17 protein-coding genes are annotated in these 18143 nt (G+C 48.4%); 8 read left to right on the top strand and 9 right to left on the bottom strand.

All coding sequences use genetic code 11. The annotated features are described in order from the left end of the window. Positions 1 to 265: 265 nt before the first annotated feature. Entirely contained in the window at positions 266 to 1324 is a 1059-nt protein-coding gene (gene argC / locus ACMUEV_RS11480; protein WP_017288955.1) for an N-acetyl-gamma-glutamyl-phosphate reductase, read from the top strand. A gap of 33 nt (positions 1325 to 1357) precedes the next feature. On the opposite strand, the gene cobM is transcribed toward argC, so the two are convergent. The 4 genes from cobM to ACMUEV_RS11460 all read right to left on the bottom strand — a co-directional run bounded on the left by cobM (position 1358) and on the right by ACMUEV_RS11460 (position 4932). Continuing rightward, positions 1358 to 2173: a precorrin-4 C(11)-methyltransferase gene (gene cobM / locus ACMUEV_RS11475; RefSeq protein WP_190647080.1), complete on the bottom strand. Its 816-nt coding sequence runs from the start codon at positions 2171 to 2173 to the stop codon at positions 1358 to 1360. Between the two features lie 8 nt (positions 2174 to 2181). Further along, positions 2182 to 3294: a beta-ketoacyl-ACP synthase gene (locus ACMUEV_RS11470; RefSeq protein WP_190647081.1), complete on the bottom strand. Its 1113-nt coding sequence runs from the start codon at positions 3292 to 3294 to the stop codon at positions 2182 to 2184. A gap of 76 nt (positions 3295 to 3370) precedes the next feature. Next, positions 3371 to 4180, bottom strand: coding sequence for a peptidylprolyl isomerase (locus ACMUEV_RS11465; RefSeq protein ID WP_051077806.1), 810 nt, complete (start codon positions 4178 to 4180; stop codon positions 3371 to 3373). A 182-nt stretch (positions 4181 to 4362) separates the two neighbouring features. After that, positions 4363 to 4932, bottom strand: a complete 570-nt coding sequence (locus ACMUEV_RS11460; RefSeq protein ID WP_017288959.1) for a photosystem I assembly protein Ycf4 — start codon at positions 4930 to 4932, stop codon at positions 4363 to 4365. A 366-nt stretch (positions 4933 to 5298) separates the two neighbouring features. Between ACMUEV_RS11460 and psbD the strand changes: the two genes are divergently transcribed. The 3 genes from psbD (at position 5299) to ACMUEV_RS11445 (ending at position 8385) form a co-directional block, all read left to right on the top strand. Further along, a complete protein-coding gene (psbD, locus tag ACMUEV_RS11455) occupies positions 5299 to 6354 on the top strand; it encodes a photosystem II D2 protein (photosystem q(a) protein) (protein WP_017287122.1) in 1056 nt (351 codons plus the stop codon). Then, positions 6338 to 7720: a photosystem II reaction center protein CP43 gene (gene psbC, locus ACMUEV_RS11450; RefSeq protein WP_190653201.1), complete on the top strand. Its 1383-nt coding sequence runs from the start codon at positions 6338 to 6340 to the stop codon at positions 7718 to 7720. The genes psbD and psbC overlap by 17 nt, the downstream gene beginning before the upstream one ends. A gap of 131 nt (positions 7721 to 7851) precedes the next feature. Beyond that, a complete protein-coding gene (locus ACMUEV_RS11445) occupies positions 7852 to 8385 on the top strand; it encodes a hypothetical protein (RefSeq protein WP_190653202.1) in 534 nt (177 codons plus the stop codon). Here ACMUEV_RS11445 and ACMUEV_RS11440 read toward each other — a convergent pair. Continuing rightward, positions 8382 to 9551, bottom strand: a complete 1170-nt coding sequence (locus ACMUEV_RS11440) for a cysteine desulfurase family protein (RefSeq protein WP_017288962.1) — start codon at positions 9549 to 9551, stop codon at positions 8382 to 8384. The two genes, ACMUEV_RS11445 and ACMUEV_RS11440, sit on opposite strands and share 4 nt — an antisense overlap. A gap of 93 nt (positions 9552 to 9644) precedes the next feature. Between ACMUEV_RS11440 and ACMUEV_RS11435 the strand changes: the two genes are divergently transcribed. After that, entirely contained in the window at positions 9645 to 11201 is a 1557-nt protein-coding gene (locus tag ACMUEV_RS11435; RefSeq protein WP_347277630.1) for a phospholipase D-like domain-containing protein, read from the top strand. Between the two features lie 51 nt (positions 11202 to 11252). Here the strand turns inward: ACMUEV_RS11435 and ACMUEV_RS11430 are convergent, their stop codons facing one another. The 3 genes from ACMUEV_RS11430 to ACMUEV_RS11420 are packed head-to-tail and all read right to left on the bottom strand — an operon-like array spanning position 11253 to position 12338. Continuing rightward, positions 11253 to 11612 (bottom strand): DUF1818 family protein, encoded by a 360-nt coding sequence (locus tag ACMUEV_RS11430; protein ID WP_017288964.1) that lies wholly within the window; start codon positions 11610 to 11612, stop codon positions 11253 to 11255. Next, on the bottom strand, positions 11609 to 12046 hold the full coding sequence (locus ACMUEV_RS11425; protein WP_190653203.1) for a hypothetical protein: 438 nt from the start codon (positions 12044 to 12046) through the stop codon (positions 11609 to 11611). Before ACMUEV_RS11425 ends, ACMUEV_RS11430 begins: the two co-directional genes overlap by 4 nt. A 46-nt stretch (positions 12047 to 12092) precedes the next feature. Further along, positions 12093 to 12338, bottom strand: a complete 246-nt coding sequence (locus ACMUEV_RS11420) for a DNA-directed RNA polymerase subunit omega (protein ID WP_017288966.1) — start codon at positions 12336 to 12338, stop codon at positions 12093 to 12095. A 144-nt stretch (positions 12339 to 12482) separates the two neighbouring features. Here ACMUEV_RS11420 and ACMUEV_RS11415 point away from each other — a divergent pair, with 144 nt between their 5' ends. Both ACMUEV_RS11415 and rdgB read left to right on the top strand, forming a co-directional pair. Then, a complete protein-coding gene (locus ACMUEV_RS11415; RefSeq protein ID WP_190653204.1) occupies positions 12483 to 13175 on the top strand; it encodes a GDSL-type esterase/lipase family protein in 693 nt (230 codons plus the stop codon). Then, positions 13172 to 13747 (top strand): RdgB/HAM1 family non-canonical purine NTP pyrophosphatase, encoded by a 576-nt coding sequence (gene rdgB / locus ACMUEV_RS11410; protein ID WP_190653205.1) that lies wholly within the window; start codon positions 13172 to 13174, stop codon positions 13745 to 13747. The genes ACMUEV_RS11415 and rdgB overlap by 4 nt, the downstream gene beginning before the upstream one ends. Before the next feature lie 70 nt (positions 13748 to 13817). Here the strand turns inward: rdgB and ACMUEV_RS11405 are convergent, their stop codons facing one another. Continuing rightward, entirely contained in the window at positions 13818 to 14579 is a 762-nt protein-coding gene (locus tag ACMUEV_RS11405; protein ID WP_190653206.1) for a PEP-CTERM sorting domain-containing protein, read from the bottom strand. A gap of 415 nt (positions 14580 to 14994) precedes the next feature. Here ACMUEV_RS11405 and ileS point away from each other — a divergent pair, with 415 nt between their 5' ends. Next, entirely contained in the window at positions 14995 to 17877 is a 2883-nt protein-coding gene (ileS, locus tag ACMUEV_RS11400) for an isoleucine--tRNA ligase (protein ID WP_190653207.1), read from the top strand. The last annotated feature ends 266 nt before the right edge of the window (positions 17878 to 18143 follow it).

The following is an 18143-nucleotide window of genomic DNA, read 5'->3' as shown; positions in this document are numbered from 1 at the left end:
AGGAGGCAAGCATCGCACGCTACACTTCTAAAAATCAATACGTAGGATATTGTACAGATCCGTAAGATTTATGAGAAAACCAGTGAGTATTCACATTCGTCAATTCTCTGAAGTCGTATCGAGCGAAGCAGTTTTGATTGAAGTGTGACCATAGATTAAAAATGCAAGTGTAACGGCTGAAATCTGTCGAGATCGGCTTTGAGAATTTCACGATCGGCATTACAATGCAGCAAACATTAAGGTGATTCACAGAAGGTCGAAGGCTATGGGTGATTCAGAACGGATCTCCGTCGGGATTATAGGCGCATCAGGTTACGGAGGAGTTCAACTCGTTCGCCTGTTGCTGGATCATCCGCGCCTGGAGTTGGCTTATTTGGGCGGCGATAGTACTGCGGGACAGGATTTCTCTGCTCAGTATCCTCATCTTTTTTACGCAGTACAACAGCCGATCGAAGCAATTGATCTCGATAAAATTGCTGAACGTTGCGATGTCGTTTTTCTTTCTTTGCCAAATGGTTTGGCACTGAAGATGGCTCCAACGTTGCTAGAGCGCGGCTGTAAGGTTTTGGATCTGTCAGCCGACTATCGTTTTTCGGATTTGTCAGTTTACAAGCAGTGGTATGGCGGCGATCGTACCGATGATGCCGTCGCTGAAACGGCAGTCTATGGCTTGCCGGAGTTGTATCGCGATCGCATTGCTGGAGCGAATTTAGTCGGGTGCCCAGGATGTTATCCGACCGCAAGTTTGTTGGCGTTGTCTCCTTTGCTAAAGCAGGGATTGGTTGATCCAGGAACTGCAATTATTGATGCGAAGTCTGGGACTTCTGGCGGCGGGCGAGTTCCCAAGACTGGCTTCCTACTCGCCGAGGCGGATAATTCGCTGGGGGCTTACGGTGTGGCGCGGCATCGTCATACCCCAGAGATTGAGCAGATTTGTAGCGATCTGACCGGGCATGATGTGCTTGTTCAGTTCACACCACATTTAATCCCAATGGTGCGCGGGATTTTATCCACGGTTTATGCAACGTTGCGCGATCCAGGATTGGTGCGGGATGATTTGCTGACAATTTATGGGGCATTTTATCGATCGTCACCTTGGGTGAAGTTGTTGCCCAGTGGAACCTATCCGCAGACCAAATGGGCATGTGGAACAAATCTTTGCTATATCGGCATTGAAGTCGATCAACGAACGGGCAGAGTGATTGTCATGTCCGCGATCGACAATTTAATGAAGGGACAGGCAGGGCAGGCAATTCAATGTCTCAACATCATGATGGGATGGGATGAAACTCTAGGATTGCCGAAGTACAGCTTTTATCCTTAATGCAGTGCTAGGTGAACTCTATCAATCAAGACATTATTCGGAAGTTGGATGATCTTTAAACAAGCGATCGTGTTGTGGATCATAAAGTCGCGATCGCGCGTTTAAATTCACGCCTTCAGACCCATAAGGAACAGTTGCAGCACTCAAGGCAGGACTAATCACATAAAGGGTTGTCCGAATTAGATTTTCCTGTTGGGTCACTTCTGCCATTTGAGCAAGAGGAACGACTCGAATTTTTTCATCTTCCCAACCTAAGCGAAAACAAATTGCAACCAGCGTTTCGGCTGAATAGTGTTGCAGAAGTTTGTGCTGAGCAGCTTCAACATGGCGCGCACTGAGATAGAGACAAAGCGTTGAGCGATGGGCTGCCAATGACGAAAGTTCTTCGGATTCTGGCACCTGAGTCCGTCCGCTAATGCGAGTCAGAATGATCGACTGCACTAAGCCTGGAACGGTAAATTCAACTCGCAACCGCGCAGCCGCTAACTGATAAACACTAATGCCTGGAATGACTTCAAAAGGAATATCCGCATCAAATAGTGCCTGCATTTGTTCTTGGATAGCACTGTAAAGACAAGGATCGCCGGAATGAAGCCGGATCACCGATTTGTGCGATCGCACTCGATCAATCAGAATCGGCAAAATCTCTTCTAAAGTCTTATCTGCTGTCGGAATCACCTCAGCATCAGCCCGAATCCCCTCAAGAATTTGAAGAGGAACTAAGGAATCAGCGAATACGATCGTATCTGCCTGAGCTAAAAGTTTTTGCGCTTTTACCGTCAGCAAATCAGGATCTCCTGGCCCTGCACCGACAATATAAACCGCGGGAGAGAGAGGGATATTATCCATAGCAATTTTCACCGCGAAAAAGCAACGATCGCATTCTGTCCCCCGAATCCAAAACTAAAACACAGAACATTTTCTAATTTTGCGGTCTGAGCCGATCGCGCGATCGCTAACTCAAACTCTAATTCTCGCAAACCTACATTCGGGGGCACAATTTGCTCTTGCAAAGCCATCAAACAAAACGCCGCTCCCAAAGCACCCGATCCACCCAAAGTATGTCCGGTCGCTCCCTTCGTCGAACTGACCCAAACCGAATCGGAAAAACAGCGCTGAATTAACTGGGCTTCATTGCGATCGTTCAACTGGGTGGACGTTCCATGAGCGTGAATGTAGTCAATCTCTTGGGGTCGAAGCTGACTCCGCTCCAAACAGTGTTGAACCGCAGCGATCGCGGCTCGGCTCTCAGGTTCCGGCGCGCTGACATGATACCCATCCGCTGTCAGTCCAGCCCCCAAAATTCGTCCATAGATTTTGGCATTTCTTTGAGCGGCTAACTCAGCCGACTCCAAAATCAAAACTGCCCCACCTTCTCCTAATACTAAGCCTTGTCGATCTACATCGAACGGAAACGCTCCCTCTCTCGCTAAGGCTCCCATCCGTTCAAATCCAATCAGGGTCAGAGGAGTAATGGGTGCTTCGATCGCTCCACAAATGACACGATCGCACTGTCTACTGCGAATCAATTCCGCCGCGCGCGCGATCGCCCAAAGTCCAGTCGCACAGGCGGCCATCGGAGCCAACACAATCCCTTGAGAGCCGACCATCTGAGCCGTCGCGATCGCCGCCACATTGGGCAACGTATTCAACCAGTTTGACATCTCCCCTTGCCCTGCCGCTAACTTTTCCCACTGCATCTGGTTGCCACGACTTGACCCCAGCACAATCCCACAGTCAAACAAAGGTGATTCTAATCCTGCATCCTCGATCGCATCTGCTACAACCTGTCGCGTCAACGTTAAAATCTCACTCGGCTGTTGTTCAATCAATGCGATGGGTTTCGACTCCACACACGAAAAAGGCTGGTAGAACTGAATGCCTGATCGCATTTCTACCAACCCTTTCCAACTCGACATTAGATTTCCCAACGCTGAGACTAAACCAATCCCAGTAACAACGACATCCATTGAGTAGTTCGCAAGGTTAAACGTGAAAAACGAAGTTGGGGAATGAAGAAACCACTCCCAACTCTTCATTTTCTCACTATGGTGAAGTCGTCGGACTTGGAGAAGGACTTGCGCTTGGACTCGCCGCTGGACTCGCCGAACCTCCCTTTAAATTTTCTAATCCCTGAGTGACCTTCGCAGATTCAATACGATCGCCCTGTTGAATCTTATCCACCGTCTCCATTCCCTGGGTCACATATCCAAACACGGCATAATCGCCATCTAGGAATTGCAAATCTGCCAACGCGACATAGAACTGTGATGAAGCCGAATCCGGAGACTGCGATCGCGCCATCGCGACTGCTCCACGAGTATGTCTAAGTTTCGGTGGAACATTCACCCCAGCTTCTCTAAATGTACGGCTATAAATCGGCTCTTTTGCATCTCGGGGCGTAATTTCCAATGGAATGTCTCGCGGTTGCTGAGTTGCTGGATCAATAAATCCACCTGTTCCCAAACGATCGAGCGGTACATTCGGATTCTTACTTTGAGGATCGCCACCCTGCACTACAAACGGTTGAGGTTCCCGCACTACACGATGAAACACCAATCCGTCATAAACCTTGCGGTTTACCAAATCGACAAAGTTTCCGGCTGTAATCGGTGCACTGGTTCCATCTAATTCCATTGTGATGGGCGCACCTTTCACCGTCATCACCACGGTTGCTTTTCCTTCTAAGCGAGGCAGTGTCGTTGCCGTTGGCGAACTTGTTGCTGGTGTAGAAGGGCTTGGAGTAGGCGATCCGGTTGGAGCGGCAGAAGTTTCCGGTTGAGAATTACACCCAACTAAGGCAAACATTGTGATGACCAATAAACATACAAGCCAATTCTGGAGTTTTGTCTGCATTTCTAGATACCTATTCCAACAAAAAGCCAACTAACATCTTACGCACATTCGCGCAAATGAAGCATAAAAAAGCTTGTAGATTCCACACCCACAAGCTTTTCTATACATTCATCAGTTTCTATCAACAGAATTCATCATCTGTAAGCTGCGTCAACGTTTGCTACAGCATCGTAAATCCGCCCTTATAAACCTTCTAAGGGAACACTTAAAAACTTCGCCAATCCTGCTGCTTCGTTCTCTAATTCTGCTAGTGTCATCGGCTGTCCGACGCGAGTCAAAGGAATATCGCGCATTCCTTTCACTTTCAAGTACAGCGATCGTCGAGGATTGACCCCTTCTCTCAGCGTCACTTTCACTGCCTGAACATCCGAAGTCTTCAAATCAACTTCAACCTTACGATTTTTTCCAGGAAAACCCCAGCGAAAGATTTTGACTTCGCCTTTCTCTTTGTTAAATTCGTTGTAACCGCCGCCTAAATCCCAAGAAATCGTCAACCACAAATAGGTTGCCAACAATAATCCAGCCGTGCCATAAAAGCCCATCACGAGTCCTTGCGGCACGAAGACAAGCTGAGTCGGATCAGAAAACGGCAAAAAATTCGTTTTGGTATAGCTAGAAATTGAAGCTAGGAAGAATCCAGTCGCTCCTACTGAAACAACCGTTGCCCAAAAATAGTTACTGAACCGCCGCGCACCTAAGACTGGCTGCCTCAAAACAAGGCTTTCTGAAGATGATGTGGTTTGTGCCGCCATAGCGCTTTTACTACCTAAAAAACTTACAAAATCTCAAATTCATTGATCGCGTCAAACCGTATCCCAGCCCGATCTACAATCTTACAGACAATCTTAATTAGTATACCGCCTGCAACACTTCGTTAAGTACAAGTAAACATAAGTATAGTTACTCATTGACAATCGAGCGTTCTCATAAAGCGATTCAAAGACTGAAATGCTGAAAAGCCTGATTTGTTTAGTGATCGCAAAAAAGTACAAAAAAATTATGCTGAGATTCGACGTGTCGGTTTGTAAATTTTCTAATTTCTCTTATTATATATAGGCATATAAACTCGTTCACTCTAGACAGCCAGCAGTTTTTATTAAGCTAGAGGATTTTGATTCATGACCATCGCAGTAGGTCGCGCGCCGCAGAGAGGAGTCTTTGACGCTCTCGATGACTGGCTCAAACGCGACAGATTCGTCTTCGTCGGTTGGTCGGGCATCCTGCTCTTCCCCTGTGCCTTCCTGGCACTCGGCGGATGGATGACCGGAACCACCTTCGTTTCCTCGTGGTACACCCACGGACTCGCGTCCTCGTACCTCGAAGGCTGTAACTTCCTCACCGTCGCAGTCTCCACCCCCGCTGACAGCTTAGGACACTCCTTGCTGTTGCTGTGGGGACCCGAAGCCCAAGGCGACTTCACCCGCTGGTGTCAACTCGGCGGTCTGTGGACCTTTGTTGCCCTACACGGGGCATTCGGACTGATTGGCTTCTGCCTGCGCCAACTCGAAATTGCTCGGTTGGTCGGCATCCGTCCGTACAACGCGATCGCGTTTACTGGACCGATTGCCGTGTTCGTGTCGGTGTTCTTGATGTACCCCTTGGGACAATCGTCCTGGTTCTTTGCTCCCTCGTTTGGGGTGGCTGCCATCTTCCGCTTCATCTTGTTTGTGCAAGGGTTCCACAACTTCACCTTGAACCCGTTCCACATGATGGGCGTGGCGGGGATTCTCGGGGGTGCGCTGCTGTGTGCGATTCACGGAGCGACTGTAGAGAACACCCTGTTTGAAGACGGCGAAGGCTCTAGCACGTTCCGGGCGTTCAACCCGACCCAAGCAGAAGAAACGTATTCGATGGTGACGGCGAACCGCTTCTGGTCGCAGATCTTCGGGATTGCGTTCAGCAACAAGCGGTGGTTGCACTTCTTCATGCTGTTCGTGCCTGTGACCGGGTTGTGGATGGCGTCGGTGGGCATCATCGGCATTGCGCTGAACTTGCGGGCGTATGACTTCGTGTCGCAAGAGCTTCGGGCTGCTGAAGACCCAGAATTCGAGACGTTCTACACCAAGAACATTCTGCTGAACGAGGGCATCCGGGCATGGATGGCATCTCAGGATCAGCCTCATGAACACTTTGTATTCCCCGAAGAGGTTCTTCCACGTGGTAACGCTCTCTAATACTTCTTTCGCAGGCAACCGCGACCAAGAATCATCTGGATTTGCTTGGTGGGCTGGTAATGCTCGTTTAATCAATCTCTCTGGTAAATTACTGGGTGCTCACGTCGCCCACGCAGGTCTGATCGTTTTCTGGGCAGGTGCAATGACCTTGTTTGAGGTTGCGCACTTTATCCCCGAGAAACCGATGTATGAGCAAGGTTTGATCTTGCTGCCTCACTTGGCAACCCAAGGTTGGGGTGTTGGACCGGGTGGCGAAGTGATTGACACCTTCCCTTACTTTGTCGTGGGTGTTTTACACCTGATTTCTTCCGCAGTACTCGGTCTGGGTGGAATCTACCACGCAGTTCGTGGACCGGAAACACTTGAAGAATATTCGTCTTTCTTCGGTTACGACTGGAAAGATAAGAATCAAATGACCAACATCATTGGCTATCACTTGATCCTGTTGGGTGCGGGTGCGTTGCTATTGGTCATTAAAGCAATGTTCTTCGGCGGAGTCTACGATACTTGGGCACCGGGTGGTGGTGATGTTCGTGTGATCACGAACCCCACGTTAAACCCTGCTAAGATCTTCGGCTATCTCACCAAAGCTCCGTTTGGTGGAGAAGGCTGGATCATCGGTGTGGACAACATGGAAGACATCATTGGCGGTCATATTTGGATCGGATTCATCTGCATTGCAGGTGGAGTCTGGCACATCTTGACCAAGCCTTTTGGTTGGGCACGTCGCGCGCTGATTTGGTCAGGTGAAGCTTACCTTTCCTACAGCTTGGGTGCGTTGTCTTTGATGGGCTTCATTGCTTCTATCTTTGTTTGGTATAACAATACGGCTTACCCCAGTGAATTCTACGGTCCGACGGGTCCTGAAGCGTCTCAAGCGCAAGCGATGACCTTCTTGATTCGTGACCAGAAGTTGGGTGCGAACGTTGGTTCTGCTCAAGGTCCGACCGGTCTTGGTAAGTACCTGATGCGCTCTCCGACGGGTGAAATCATCTTCGGTGGTGAAACCATGCGCTTCTGGGACTTCCGTGGTCCTTGGTTGGAGCCGCTACGGGGTCCGAACGGTCTTGACTTGAACAAGATCAAGAACGATATTCAGCCTTGGCAAGTTCGCCGCGCGGCTGAGTACATGACTCATGCTCCGCTCGGTTCGATCAACTCTGTGGGTGGTGTTGCAACGGAAATTAACTCGTTCAACTATGTGAACCCTCGTGCTTGGTTAGCGAGCTTCCACTTCATCATGGGCTTCTTCTTCTTGGTCGGTCACTTGTGGCACGCAGGTCGCGCACGCGCGGCTGTTGCTGGCTTCGAGAAAGGGATCAACCGTGAGACTGAACCTGTATTGTCGATGCCGAACCTTGACTAATTTCTAGTCAGTTCGATTTCAAAGCCCTCGCCTCGTGCGGGGGCTTTTTGCGTAGAATCTCTATCAAGTCAGATGTAAGTTCTAATGCGATCGCTGTGGAATAGAACTATCCAACTTGAAAGTTTAGAAGAATGATGACTTTATTTTTTCTGATCGCGATCGCTGCAATTCTTGGCGCGATCGTGTCTGCATCTCGCACTTATACAAAACTCAAGTTACAGCCCAATTCTGTTCAAGAAGCCATTGCCCCAGAAGCTCCGAAACTTCAGCCTGATTTAGACTCTGAAGGTGCAATTCTGTCGATGATTCCACAGCCTACACCTGATATTCCTTTGGCGACATCGCTGAGAATTTCAGAGGTGATTGATCCGAGCTTAGAGACTGATTCACCTCCAGAAGCAACGCATCATTCCCAGCCTGTTCTCGCAGAACTTGAGCAGTTAGAACAGGTTGAGGAAACGTTGAATCAGCTGACGAGCAAGGTCATCGATCCAGATCCATTCATGCGATTGGCGGTTGCGGTTGAATTGGGAGAGTTGGCAAAACGAGGGCAAGCGGTTGATCGAGTCGTGACCCTCTTGAATCGATTGATAGAAGATGCTGATTTAGAAGTTCGAGTCCAAGCAGGAGCATCTTTAGCAATGCTTCCGAATGCTCTAATTTAGTAGCATTCACAGGGCTGCTTTTGAGGTTGCAGACGCGCCAAGATTTGCTGCAATACGATTGCAGTCCAATCAATATCTTCTTCGGTTGTCTGTTTTCCTAACGTAAGCCGGATACCTGATTTCGCAACACGATCGTCATAACCCATCGCCTGCAAAATCGTACTGGGGCGCAATGTTCCGCTACTACAGGCAGCCCCTGCACTAATTCCAATGCCCGCAAGATTCATTTGTCGAACTAACACTTTGCCATTCAGCGTCTGCCCATCTGCCTCGGGTAAGCAGAAGCTGACATGATGCGGGAGCCGATGCACCCGATCTCCGGTCACGACTAAGCCAGAAACATTAGATAGCGCATCAAATAAGCGATCGCGGAGTCGAATCAAGCGAGGAGTTTCGATCGCTAATTCTTGAGCGATCAACTCGGCTGCAATGCCAAAACTTGCGATCGCTGGCAGGGCTTGCGTGCCCGATCGCAGTTTTGCTTCTTGTCCACCACCATTGAGCAGCGGCAGAAGTTTTACCCCAGGACGCACATAAAGTGCTCCAGCTCCCTGAGAGCCGTAAATTTTATGACTTGACAGTGACAGTAAATCAATCGGTAAGTGCTGAACATCGATCGGCAATCGTCCCGCAACCTGGACAGCATCGGTATGAAAAACTGCACCATGATCATGAACAATCTGACCCAATTGGGCGATCGGTTGAAGTGTTCCAACTTCGCTTTGACCATAGATGATCGACACTAAAACGGTGTTGGATTGAAGCGATGCTTTTAAATCTGCGGGATCGACTTGTCCAAGTCGATTCACTGGCAGGCGAGTCACTTCCCAACCCCACTGCTCTAGAAGGCTTGCAGGCTCAGAAGTGGCGGAATGTTCAACACTAGAAATAATGATATGTTGAGGCGTACGGTACTGCTGAGCGATTCCCATCACCGCAAGATTATTTGACTCTGTTCCACCCGAGGTAAAAACAATTGACTCTTCAGGTGCATTAATTAGACGAGCAACTTGAACGCGCGATCGCTCTAGAATCGTTGCCGCACGCTGACCCCACTGATGCAAACTCGACGGATTGCCCCATTCCTCCGTCAGGACTTGTTGCATTGCTGCGATCGCTTCGGGTCGCGTGGGCGTAGTTGCACTATAGTCGAGATAAATTTGCATGAGTGGGGGTTGCCAAAGATGGGTACGCTACAGGTGCTATTCGATGCGAATGCATTGAAAGTAGCACGTTGATGTTGTGCGAGAATCTAGCTTGTGGTCAGACTGAATCACCTTATCCAGTTTAGTCTCTGTACGCTCCTATTTGCGGGATGCCGAGCAGCTTCATCTTCGATCAGTGTGCGCCCACTGCCACAAGATCCCAACATCCAAGTCTTTACGAATCAAGCAGCGGCCTCTGAATATACTGAGCCGTATCGCAAAATTATAAGGGCGGGCGATAACTTAGAAGAAGTTTTAATCGATACGATCACGAGTGCAAAGTCGAGCATTGATGTTGCGGTACAAGAGTTTCGATTGCCCAATGTGGCGAAGGCACTGCGCGATCGCGCAGCAGCAGGCGTGACTGTTCGAGTGATTGTCGAAAATCAGTACGCTCGTCCTTACAGCAGTTATTCTGCCGCAGAAGTTGAGAAATTGCCGGAGCGAGAAAAAGCGAGATATCAGGAATCCAGAACGCTGATCGATCAAGATCAAGATGGACAGTTAAGCCTGACTGAAATTCAGGATCGAGATGCTTTAGTGATTTTGGATGTTGCGAAGATTCCTCGGATCGATGATCGAGCCGATGGCAGCCGAGGCAGTAACTTAATGCACCACAAATTCATAGTTGTGGATGGAAAGACTACGATCGTGACTTCGGCAAACTTCACGATGTCAGACGTACACGGAGACTTTGCTCGTCCTAGCAGCCGTGGCAATGCTAATAATTTGCTGAAGATGGAAAGTGTGGAAGTTGCACAGGCTTTTACAGCAGAATTTGAACTCATGTGGAGCGATCGCAAATTTGGCGTGAAAAAGCCATTTCGTCCAGCACAGCAGTTCAAACTGGGCGAGAGCGTGATTTCCTTGCAGTTCTCACCCAATTCCAGAACGATTCCCTGGGAACAAACACCCAATGGTTTGATTGCCAAAACGCTTCAGCAATCCACGCAAGCGATCGATTTAGCGTTGTTTGTGTTCTCGGATCAGGATCTAGTTAATACGATCGAAGGAAAATCAATTCGGGCATTAATCGAACCCAGCTTCATGTATAGACCTTTCAGCGAAGGTTTAGATATGTTAGGCGTGGCGCTAAGTAATAACTGCAAGTGGGAAGTCAATAATCGTCCTTGGCAAAATCCCATCAAGACAGTTGGAGTGCCGCAACTTCCGCCCGGTGATATGTTGCATCACAAGTTTGGAATTGTAGACGGACATACCGTGATTACAGGGTCTCATAACTGGACGCTTGCCGCGAATCGTGGAAATGATGAAACGGTTATCGTGATTCGGAATCCGGTAGTTGCAGCCCATTTTCAACGAGAATTTGATCGACTGTATGCAAATTCAGTTCTGGGGATTCCTCCAGCAATTCAGCGCAAGGTTGAGGCTGAACAGAAACAATGTCCTCCACCAAGCCAATCTCGCACCGGGTTAGTCAATCTCAATACTGCAACTCAGGCAGAGTTAGAAGCATTGCCGGGAGTTGGCTCAGGATTAGCGAAACGAATCATTCAAGCCCGTCCATTTCAGTCCTTGGAAGATCTCGATCGTGTGCCTGGTGTCGGGAAGAAGTTGATAGAACGCTTGAGCGATCGTGTGACCTGGTAGGAGACTTAACTGATCACTCCATCTCTAATGTTCACGCATTCCGTCCAGGTTTTAGAAACCTTCGATCGTACACAGTGCCTCTCGCAATTCCAAAGCGTTTTCCCAATAGCCTTCTGCCCTTCTCCCCGTTTGAAGAATTAATCTCAAACTATAAGCATTCGGAAATCCTTCCACCTCTAGCCAGATGCGATCGCTCTCTAATTCACAAGCGATCCTCTCTTCATCCATTAACTCTTGAGCAATCTGTTGAAGGGTCTCATGCAGTTGTTCGCTCAAGCGACGAAAATCATTCCATTCCTGTTCAGTGAGTTCGATCGCCCAATCTTCTCCACCGACTAAGCCTTTAAATTCAGGAGCCGCAGCATCCCAACCTAATCGCCAACCTGCACCCGTTTTCAGAATCCGGCTCATCGAGGGGTAAAGACATTCACTAACGACTGAATCAAGGCATCGCGCTGTTTGCGATTCAACTTTTGGATAATCGCACGATCGCTTTCAAAGGGATTTTTGCGGAGATTTTCAGCCCCAGGATAAGTACTTGCGCTCATCAGTTCATTTGCGCCCAGAAAATCCGCGATCGTATATTTCCAGTCCAGCCGATAATTCACCGGACGACCTTTGATGAAATAGTGATAACGCACCAAACGACTGACTAAAGTGTTGTTGGGATCAACCTTGCCCGTTTCACGATTCACGTATTGATTTTCGAGCGGGAGATCCGGATTGTCTTTGTATACTTGCTGCCATGCTTCCTGAATCCGAGTCGGGCGAGAACCAGGCGTTTGGGCGAGAGCAGGCGAACTCAAGAACAGCGTGACGAGACTGAGAGTAATAAAGCGCTTCATAAGACTGATCAAAAAATAAGGGCAATTGCTTGCCCCAAATTCAGGATTATTCGCCGATAATTTCGGGCTGTGTCAGTTCATCCGACATTTCGATAATGGCTCGCATCACAGGCTTCATCATCGGATCATCTCCACTGTCAAAATCTTCAAAACGGCGGCGTTTAGCGCGATTTGCAACTTGAACAGTGATCCGGTAACGGTTAGAAGCAGCGCTAATCAAGTCATCGGCGCGGCGCATCAGTTGAACCGTGTCAAAGGTGGGACGTTTATGTAAGGATCCAGATTTTGCCATCAGTGTTCTCTCAGTAAAGAATTCGGAGGTATTTCGATCTTCAAAGCTTGTGTAAAGTTTTGAAAAATTTCGTTTAGAGTGATAGAGTCCGAATTAGCTCAGACTCTATTAATAGCGCAGACCTGTTTCATTCGCACAAGATTCATGCAGATTTTGGTTTCTCCCCCAATCAATTCTACGGCTCCTCCAGTGTCTTCACGGCGAATTTTGGCATTAGGCGATAGCCTCGTCTATGGATTTGGTGATCCAGAAGGTGGAGGTTGGGTAGAGCGACTCAGACGACGCTGGATGAGTCCGGGAGAGGCAAACCACGCCCTTTATAACTTGGGAGTGCGAGGAGATGGGGTGCGGCAGGTCGCACGGCGATTAGAGGTCGAATTTCATCACCGCGGAGAATTGCGAAATCGCGTTCCGGATTTGATTATTTTGTCGGTCGGAGTGAACGATTCGCCACGAGTTGGCAAGCTGGATGGAAAAAATTTAACGCCGTTTGAGACCTTTCAAGTTGAAATGGCGGATTTACTCGATCGAGCCAGTAAGCTTTGTCCTGTTTTGTTTGTTGGCATGGTTCCAGTAGACGAAGCGAGAATGCCGTTTCTGGACTGTATGCATTACAACCATCAAGATCAGAGTCGCTATAACGCAGCAATTCGATCAGCATGTGAGGCAAGAAAGATCCCGCATTTAGATCTGTTCGAGACTTGGCGATCGCGAGGATTAACTTGGTGTCAGCAGCAATTTACTGAAGACGGATTGCACCCTAATGTCAGTGGATATCAGGCATTATTAGAAGATATTTCGAGTTGGGATGCGTTTCGCAAGTGGATTGAGAGATGACAGTTTTAGTGGTAGCAACCGGGAATCCGGGCAAAGTGAAAGAGATTGAGCCGTATTTGTCTGGGCTGAATTGGGAATTACGGTTGAAGCCGCCAGAATTGGAGATGGAAGAAACGGGAACAACGTTTCAGGAGAATGCGGCTCAAAAAGCGACTCAAGTTGCGATCGCGACCGGACAATGGGCGATTGCCGATGACTCGGGATTGGAAGTCATGGCATTAGACGGTAGACCCGGCGTGTATTCGGCTCGGTATGCAGAGTCAGACCAAGCTCGAATTGCGAAATTATTGGGTGAATTGGGAGATGCCACCGATCGGCGGGCGCAGTTTGTTTGTGCGATCGCGGTGGCGAAGCCAGATGGCACGATCGCGCTTTTGACTGAAGGATTCTGTCCGGGTGAGATTTTAACCGCTCCGAGAGGCGAAGGCGGATTTGGATACGATCCGATTTTTTACGTGCCAGAGCAGGGAATGACGTTTTCTGAGATGCCGTTAGAGGTTAAGCAGGAAATTAGTCACCGTGGGCGGGCTTTCCAGGCGATTTTGCCGCAGATGAAAGCGCTTAAAGTGTGAGCGAGAAAGAGAAAAGGGCTTGGAATTTTCCAAGCCCTGGTTGATAGGCATTGACTAGCAAAGCGAAAAATTATTCTGCTTTCGCTTTACGTTTGTGGGCAGAGTAAGCACCAACTGCGCCCAGAGCGAGCAATCCAGCAGCAGAAGCGGGTTCTGGAACGGATTCAGCAGGCGGCATATCAGTGACATCAGCAACCGTCAGCTTGGTGCGGAAAATGGTGTAGCGATTATTATCACGCTTGTCACCGGATGAATTGGTCGTGGTGTTGAGGAATTCTGCTGCTTGAGTCACTTCCGAAATCCGTCCCCAAGGACGAGTTGAACCATCGTTTAAGCCTCGGCTACGAGCAGAAATCCAATTCGCATTCGAGATTTCCCAGTTCAACTCAGCATTACCGGGTGTGTGTCCCCAGTCACCGGGGTTTGTGCCTTTCTGAGTAATGACATACTCCCACGCATCCGGTTTCGAGAGTAAGTTGTAAGTCTTGCTGTCTTTGTCTTTGAAGCTGAACTCGCCGACCCAAGACTCGTCCACACTGCGATCGTCCCAAACGACGACATACAAATAATCATTGGAGTCCATTGTGAAATCCCAAGTTTCGGCATGTGACCAGTTGTAGCCGCCCGTGCTGCCATTGGGACCATACTCATTGCGTCCGACGAAGTTTAAGCGGTCGCCCGTGCTGCTGCCATGAAAGAGTCCGTAGTGATTATCAGCAGTTAGCGTAGCCCGACTCGTGAGGGAAGCTGCAAACGCTTGACCTGCGTTTGAGAGTGCGATCCCCATTGCAAGAATTGCTCCAGCAATGAACTGTTTTCCAGAGAGAGACATGCCTGTAGCTCCTTGAGATGAATGCGTTCATACTGACATCTCAGTGTTTTAGTGTGTATGTTTTTACACTCTTCTTGTTTCTTTACTGATGTAATCCCAGGCGTTTTTGAGGAGGAAATAAATTTCTTGCATAGTAAAAGAGATCGCTTCACATTCTCCTTGTAAACCCGGAGATAAAATTAGATTAATTTCAATATTTAAGCAATTAAGAATAGATTTTATTCAATGATCAATCCGTAAGATTGATGAGAAGGCACTAGAAATACAGGAAAGATGATGCGACTTCTATCGTATTTTTCACTGATAAAAGATTCTATTCTTGCTAAGAATGCGGAGCAAAATCAGCTTGAATCTCCGCAGTGGCGAAATTCCTGACAGAATAGATAGATGTGATTTTTTCTAGCCCTTTTTTCTTATGACTGCGACAGAGCCAGGTTCATACAAAAATAGTGTCAATCTTCCCCAGACTAAGTTTGACATGCGCGCAAATGCCGTCAAACGGGAACCCGAATTGCAGAAGTTCTGGGCAGAACAGAAGATTTATGAACACCTGTCACAAGAAAATCCGGGTGAAGTGTTCATTCTGCATGACGGGCCGCCTTACGCCAATGGCGCGTTACACATCGGTCATGCGATGAATAAAATTCTCAAAGACACGATTAATAAATACCAATTGCTCAAAGGGCGAAAGGTTCGGTATGTTCCGGGCTGGGATTGTCATGGTTTACCGATCGAGTTAAAAGTCTTGCAAACCCTCAAGCCAGATGAGCGTCGAGCCTTGACGACGATCGAGCTACGCCACAAAGCGAGAGATTTCGCCCTCGCAACGGTCGAGCAACAGTCTAAGAGCTTTCAACGATATGGGGTTTGGGGAGATTGGGAGCATCCTTATCTGACCTTGAAGCCAGAATACGAAGCGGCTCAAATTGGTGTGTTTGGGCAAATGGTGCTGAAAGGCTATATCTATCGAGGATTGAAGCCTGTGCATTGGAGTCCAAGCTCTAAGACAGCTTTAGCTGAAGCGGAACTGGAATATCCAGAGGGTCATACTTCGCGCAGTTTGTATGCGGCGTTTGAAGTGTTGAACTTGTCGAAAGAATTGCAAATGCCCCTTGATCCATTTTTGGGTGAATTGGGTGTGGCGATCTGGACAACAACGCCTTGGACAATTCCAGGGAATTTGGGTGTGAGTGTCAATCCAGATTTGGTCTACGCGGTCGTTGAAGTTGGAGAGAATGCGCCGGGAAGATTTAAGTATCTGATCGTGGCAAAGGATTTGGTCGATCGCTTGTCAGAAGTGCTTGGGACAACCTTAGAAGTCAAAGCAACGATGATGGGTCGATTGCTCGAGCATTGTACGTATCGGCATCCCTTGTACGATCGCGTCAGTGAAATCTTGATCGGAGGCGATTATGTCACAACGGAATCCGGAACAGGATTAGTTCATACCGCTCCAGGACATGGTCAAGAAGACTATCAGGTTGGACAGCGCTACGGATTGCCGATTCTTGCGCCTGTCGATGACAATGGCAACTTTACTGAAGAAGCCGGACAATTCAAAGGGCTGAATGTTCTGGGTGAAGGAAATACAGCCGTGATCGAGGCATTGCAAGAAGTCCGATCGCTCTTAAAAGAAGAACCCTACCAGCACAAATATCCTTACGATTGGCGCACCAAAAAGCCGACGATCTTCCGAGCGACTGAACAATGGTTTGCCTCTGTTGAAGGATTCCGCGATCAAGCCTTGAAGTCGATCGCAGAAGTGCAATGGATTCCGGCACAAGGCGAGAATCGCATCACATCAATGGTTGCTGAGCGATCGGATTGGTGTATTTCACGGCAGCGGAGCTGGGGCGTGCCGATTCCCGTGTTTTATGAGGAAGAGACGGGTGAGCCATTAATGAATGAAGAAACGATCGCGCATGTGCAGCAGATCGTTGCCGAAAAAGGCTCAGATGCTTGGTGGGAATTGTCGATCGAAGAACTGCTTCCCGAAAAATACCACGGTAAAAAGTATCGAAAAGGCACAGACACAATGGATGTCTGGTTTGATTCAGGGTCGTCTTGGGCATCGGTTGTAGAACAGCGATCGGAACTTCGTTATCCGGCTGATATCTATCTCGAAGGTTCAGATCAACATCGCGGCTGGTTCCAATCAAGCTTACTCACGAGTGTGGCAGTGAATGGTCATGCGCCTTACAAAGCGGTGCTAACTCATGGGTTTACTTTGGATGAACAGGGACGGAAGCAAAGTAAATCGCTAGGCAACGTGGTTGATCCAATGGTGGTGATCGAAGGGGGTAAGAATCAGCAGCAAGAACCGCCTTATGGGGCTGATATTTTGCGATTGTGGGTGTCTTCGGTGGATTACACCAATGATGTACCGATCGGGAAAAATATCTTGAAGCAAATGTCCGATGTGTATCGCAAGATCCGCAATACGGCTCGCTTTTTGCTTGGGAACTTGCATGACTTTGATCCTGCAAAAGATGCGGTTCCCTATGAGCAGCTACCAGAACTCGATCGATATATGTTGCATCGCGTCACTGAAGTCTTCGACGAGGTTCAAGATGCATTTGAAACTTATCAATTTTTCCGCTTCTTCCAGACGATTCAAAACTTCTGTACGGTTGATTTATCGAACTTCTACTTAGACATTGCAAAAGATCGGCTGTATATCAGTTCGGTCAATGCTCAACGTCGCCGGAGTTGTCAGACTGTTTTGGCGATCGCGCTTGAGAATTTAGCCAAAGCGATCGCGCCTGTGCTCTCTCACATGGCAGAAGATATCTGGCAGTACTTGCCTTATTCCACTTCGCACAAATCGGTGTTTGCAGCGGGATGGGTGAAGCTAGAGGATCAATGGCGCAACCCAGAGCTAGCAAAACAGTGGGAGCAGTTGAGAGAACTGCGTGCAGAAGCGAACAAAGTTCTGGAACAAGCTCGGGCTGATAAAGCGATCGGGTCTTCACTGGAAGCTAAGCTTTTACTCTTTGTTGCGGATTCAGAGTTGCGTGCAAAACTGCAAGCTTTGAATCCTGCTAGTAGTTTGAGCGGCAATTGTGTGGATGAATTGCGCTATCTGTTCATCACTTCGCAGGTTGAGCTGCTTGACTCTAGCGATCGCTTAACTGGTTCAAAGTATTGCTCTCAAACAGATGCGCTTGGCATTGGCGTGATTGATGCTGAAGGGGAGAAATGCGATCGCTGTTGGAACTATTCGACGCATGTGGGTGAATCAAAAGAGCATCCATTGTTATGTGAGCGATGCGTTCCTGCGATCGAAGGTCACTTTTAGCGCAATTTCTTGATTAAACTCTCTCGCCTCAAATTGAAGCTTGAGGTGAGAGAAGCAATTCATCGTTTGTAAGGATGTAGGTAGAATTAACTTGAAGATAGTCGCTTTTGTTTGCGTCCCGCCCCGCATTGAAAATACGGGGCTAACTGTGCGAACTGGGTTGAAACCCACTGAAGAAGGCATTTTCATTGGCTGTTAGTTCCAGAGCGGACTTCGCACGGTTAGCCCCGAATTCATTCCGGGGCAGGTGAGCAACGAAGCGAGAA

It is taken from the genome of Leptolyngbya sp. FACHB-1624, assembly GCF_047649235.1.
Lineage (GTDB): Bacteria > Cyanobacteriota > Cyanobacteriia > Leptolyngbyales > Leptolyngbyaceae > Leptolyngbya > Leptolyngbya boryana.
Note: the sequence above shows the minus strand (reverse complement) of the source record. Positions and strands in the feature narration are given on the sequence as shown.

Excerpts from the sequence above, each read along its gene's own strand:
- psbD (WP_017287122.1), top strand. The coding sequence starts at position 5,299 with ATGACCATCGCAGTAGGTCGCGCGCCGCAGAGAGGAGTCTTTGACGCT.
- ACMUEV_RS11440 (WP_017288962.1), bottom strand. The coding sequence starts at position 9,551 with ATGCAAATTTATCTCGACTATAGTGCAACTACGCCCACGCGACCCGAA.
- cobM (WP_190647080.1), bottom strand. The coding sequence starts at position 2,173 with ATGGATAATATCCCTCTCTCTCCCGCGGTTTATATTGTCGGTGCAGGG.
- ACMUEV_RS11420 (WP_017288966.1), bottom strand. The coding sequence starts at position 12,338 with ATGGCAAAATCTGGATCCTTACATAAACGTCCCACCTTTGACACGGTT.
- ACMUEV_RS11470 (WP_190647081.1), bottom strand. The coding sequence starts at position 3,294 with ATGGATGTCGTTGTTACTGGGATTGGTTTAGTCTCAGCGTTGGGAAAT.
- ACMUEV_RS11430 (WP_017288964.1), bottom strand. The coding sequence starts at position 11,612 with ATGAGCCGGATTCTGAAAACGGGTGCAGGTTGGCGATTAGGTTGGGAT.
- ACMUEV_RS11460 (WP_017288959.1), bottom strand. The coding sequence starts at position 4,932 with ATGGCGGCACAAACCACATCATCTTCAGAAAGCCTTGTTTTGAGGCAG.
- ACMUEV_RS11465 (WP_051077806.1), bottom strand. The coding sequence starts at position 4,180 with ATGCAGACAAAACTCCAGAATTGGCTTGTATGTTTATTGGTCATCACA.
- ACMUEV_RS11405 (WP_190653206.1), bottom strand. The coding sequence starts at position 14,579 with ATGTCTCTCTCTGGAAAACAGTTCATTGCTGGAGCAATTCTTGCAATG.
- ACMUEV_RS11425 (WP_190653203.1), bottom strand. The coding sequence starts at position 12,046 with ATGAAGCGCTTTATTACTCTCAGTCTCGTCACGCTGTTCTTGAGTTCG.
- ileS (WP_190653207.1), top strand. The coding sequence starts at position 14,995 with ATGACTGCGACAGAGCCAGGTTCATACAAAAATAGTGTCAATCTTCCC.
- argC (WP_017288955.1), top strand. The coding sequence starts at position 266 with ATGGGTGATTCAGAACGGATCTCCGTCGGGATTATAGGCGCATCAGGT.
- ACMUEV_RS11415 (WP_190653204.1), top strand. The coding sequence starts at position 12,483 with ATGCAGATTTTGGTTTCTCCCCCAATCAATTCTACGGCTCCTCCAGTG.
- rdgB (WP_190653205.1), top strand. The coding sequence starts at position 13,172 with ATGACAGTTTTAGTGGTAGCAACCGGGAATCCGGGCAAAGTGAAAGAG.
- ACMUEV_RS11445 (WP_190653202.1), top strand. The coding sequence starts at position 7,852 with ATGATGACTTTATTTTTTCTGATCGCGATCGCTGCAATTCTTGGCGCG.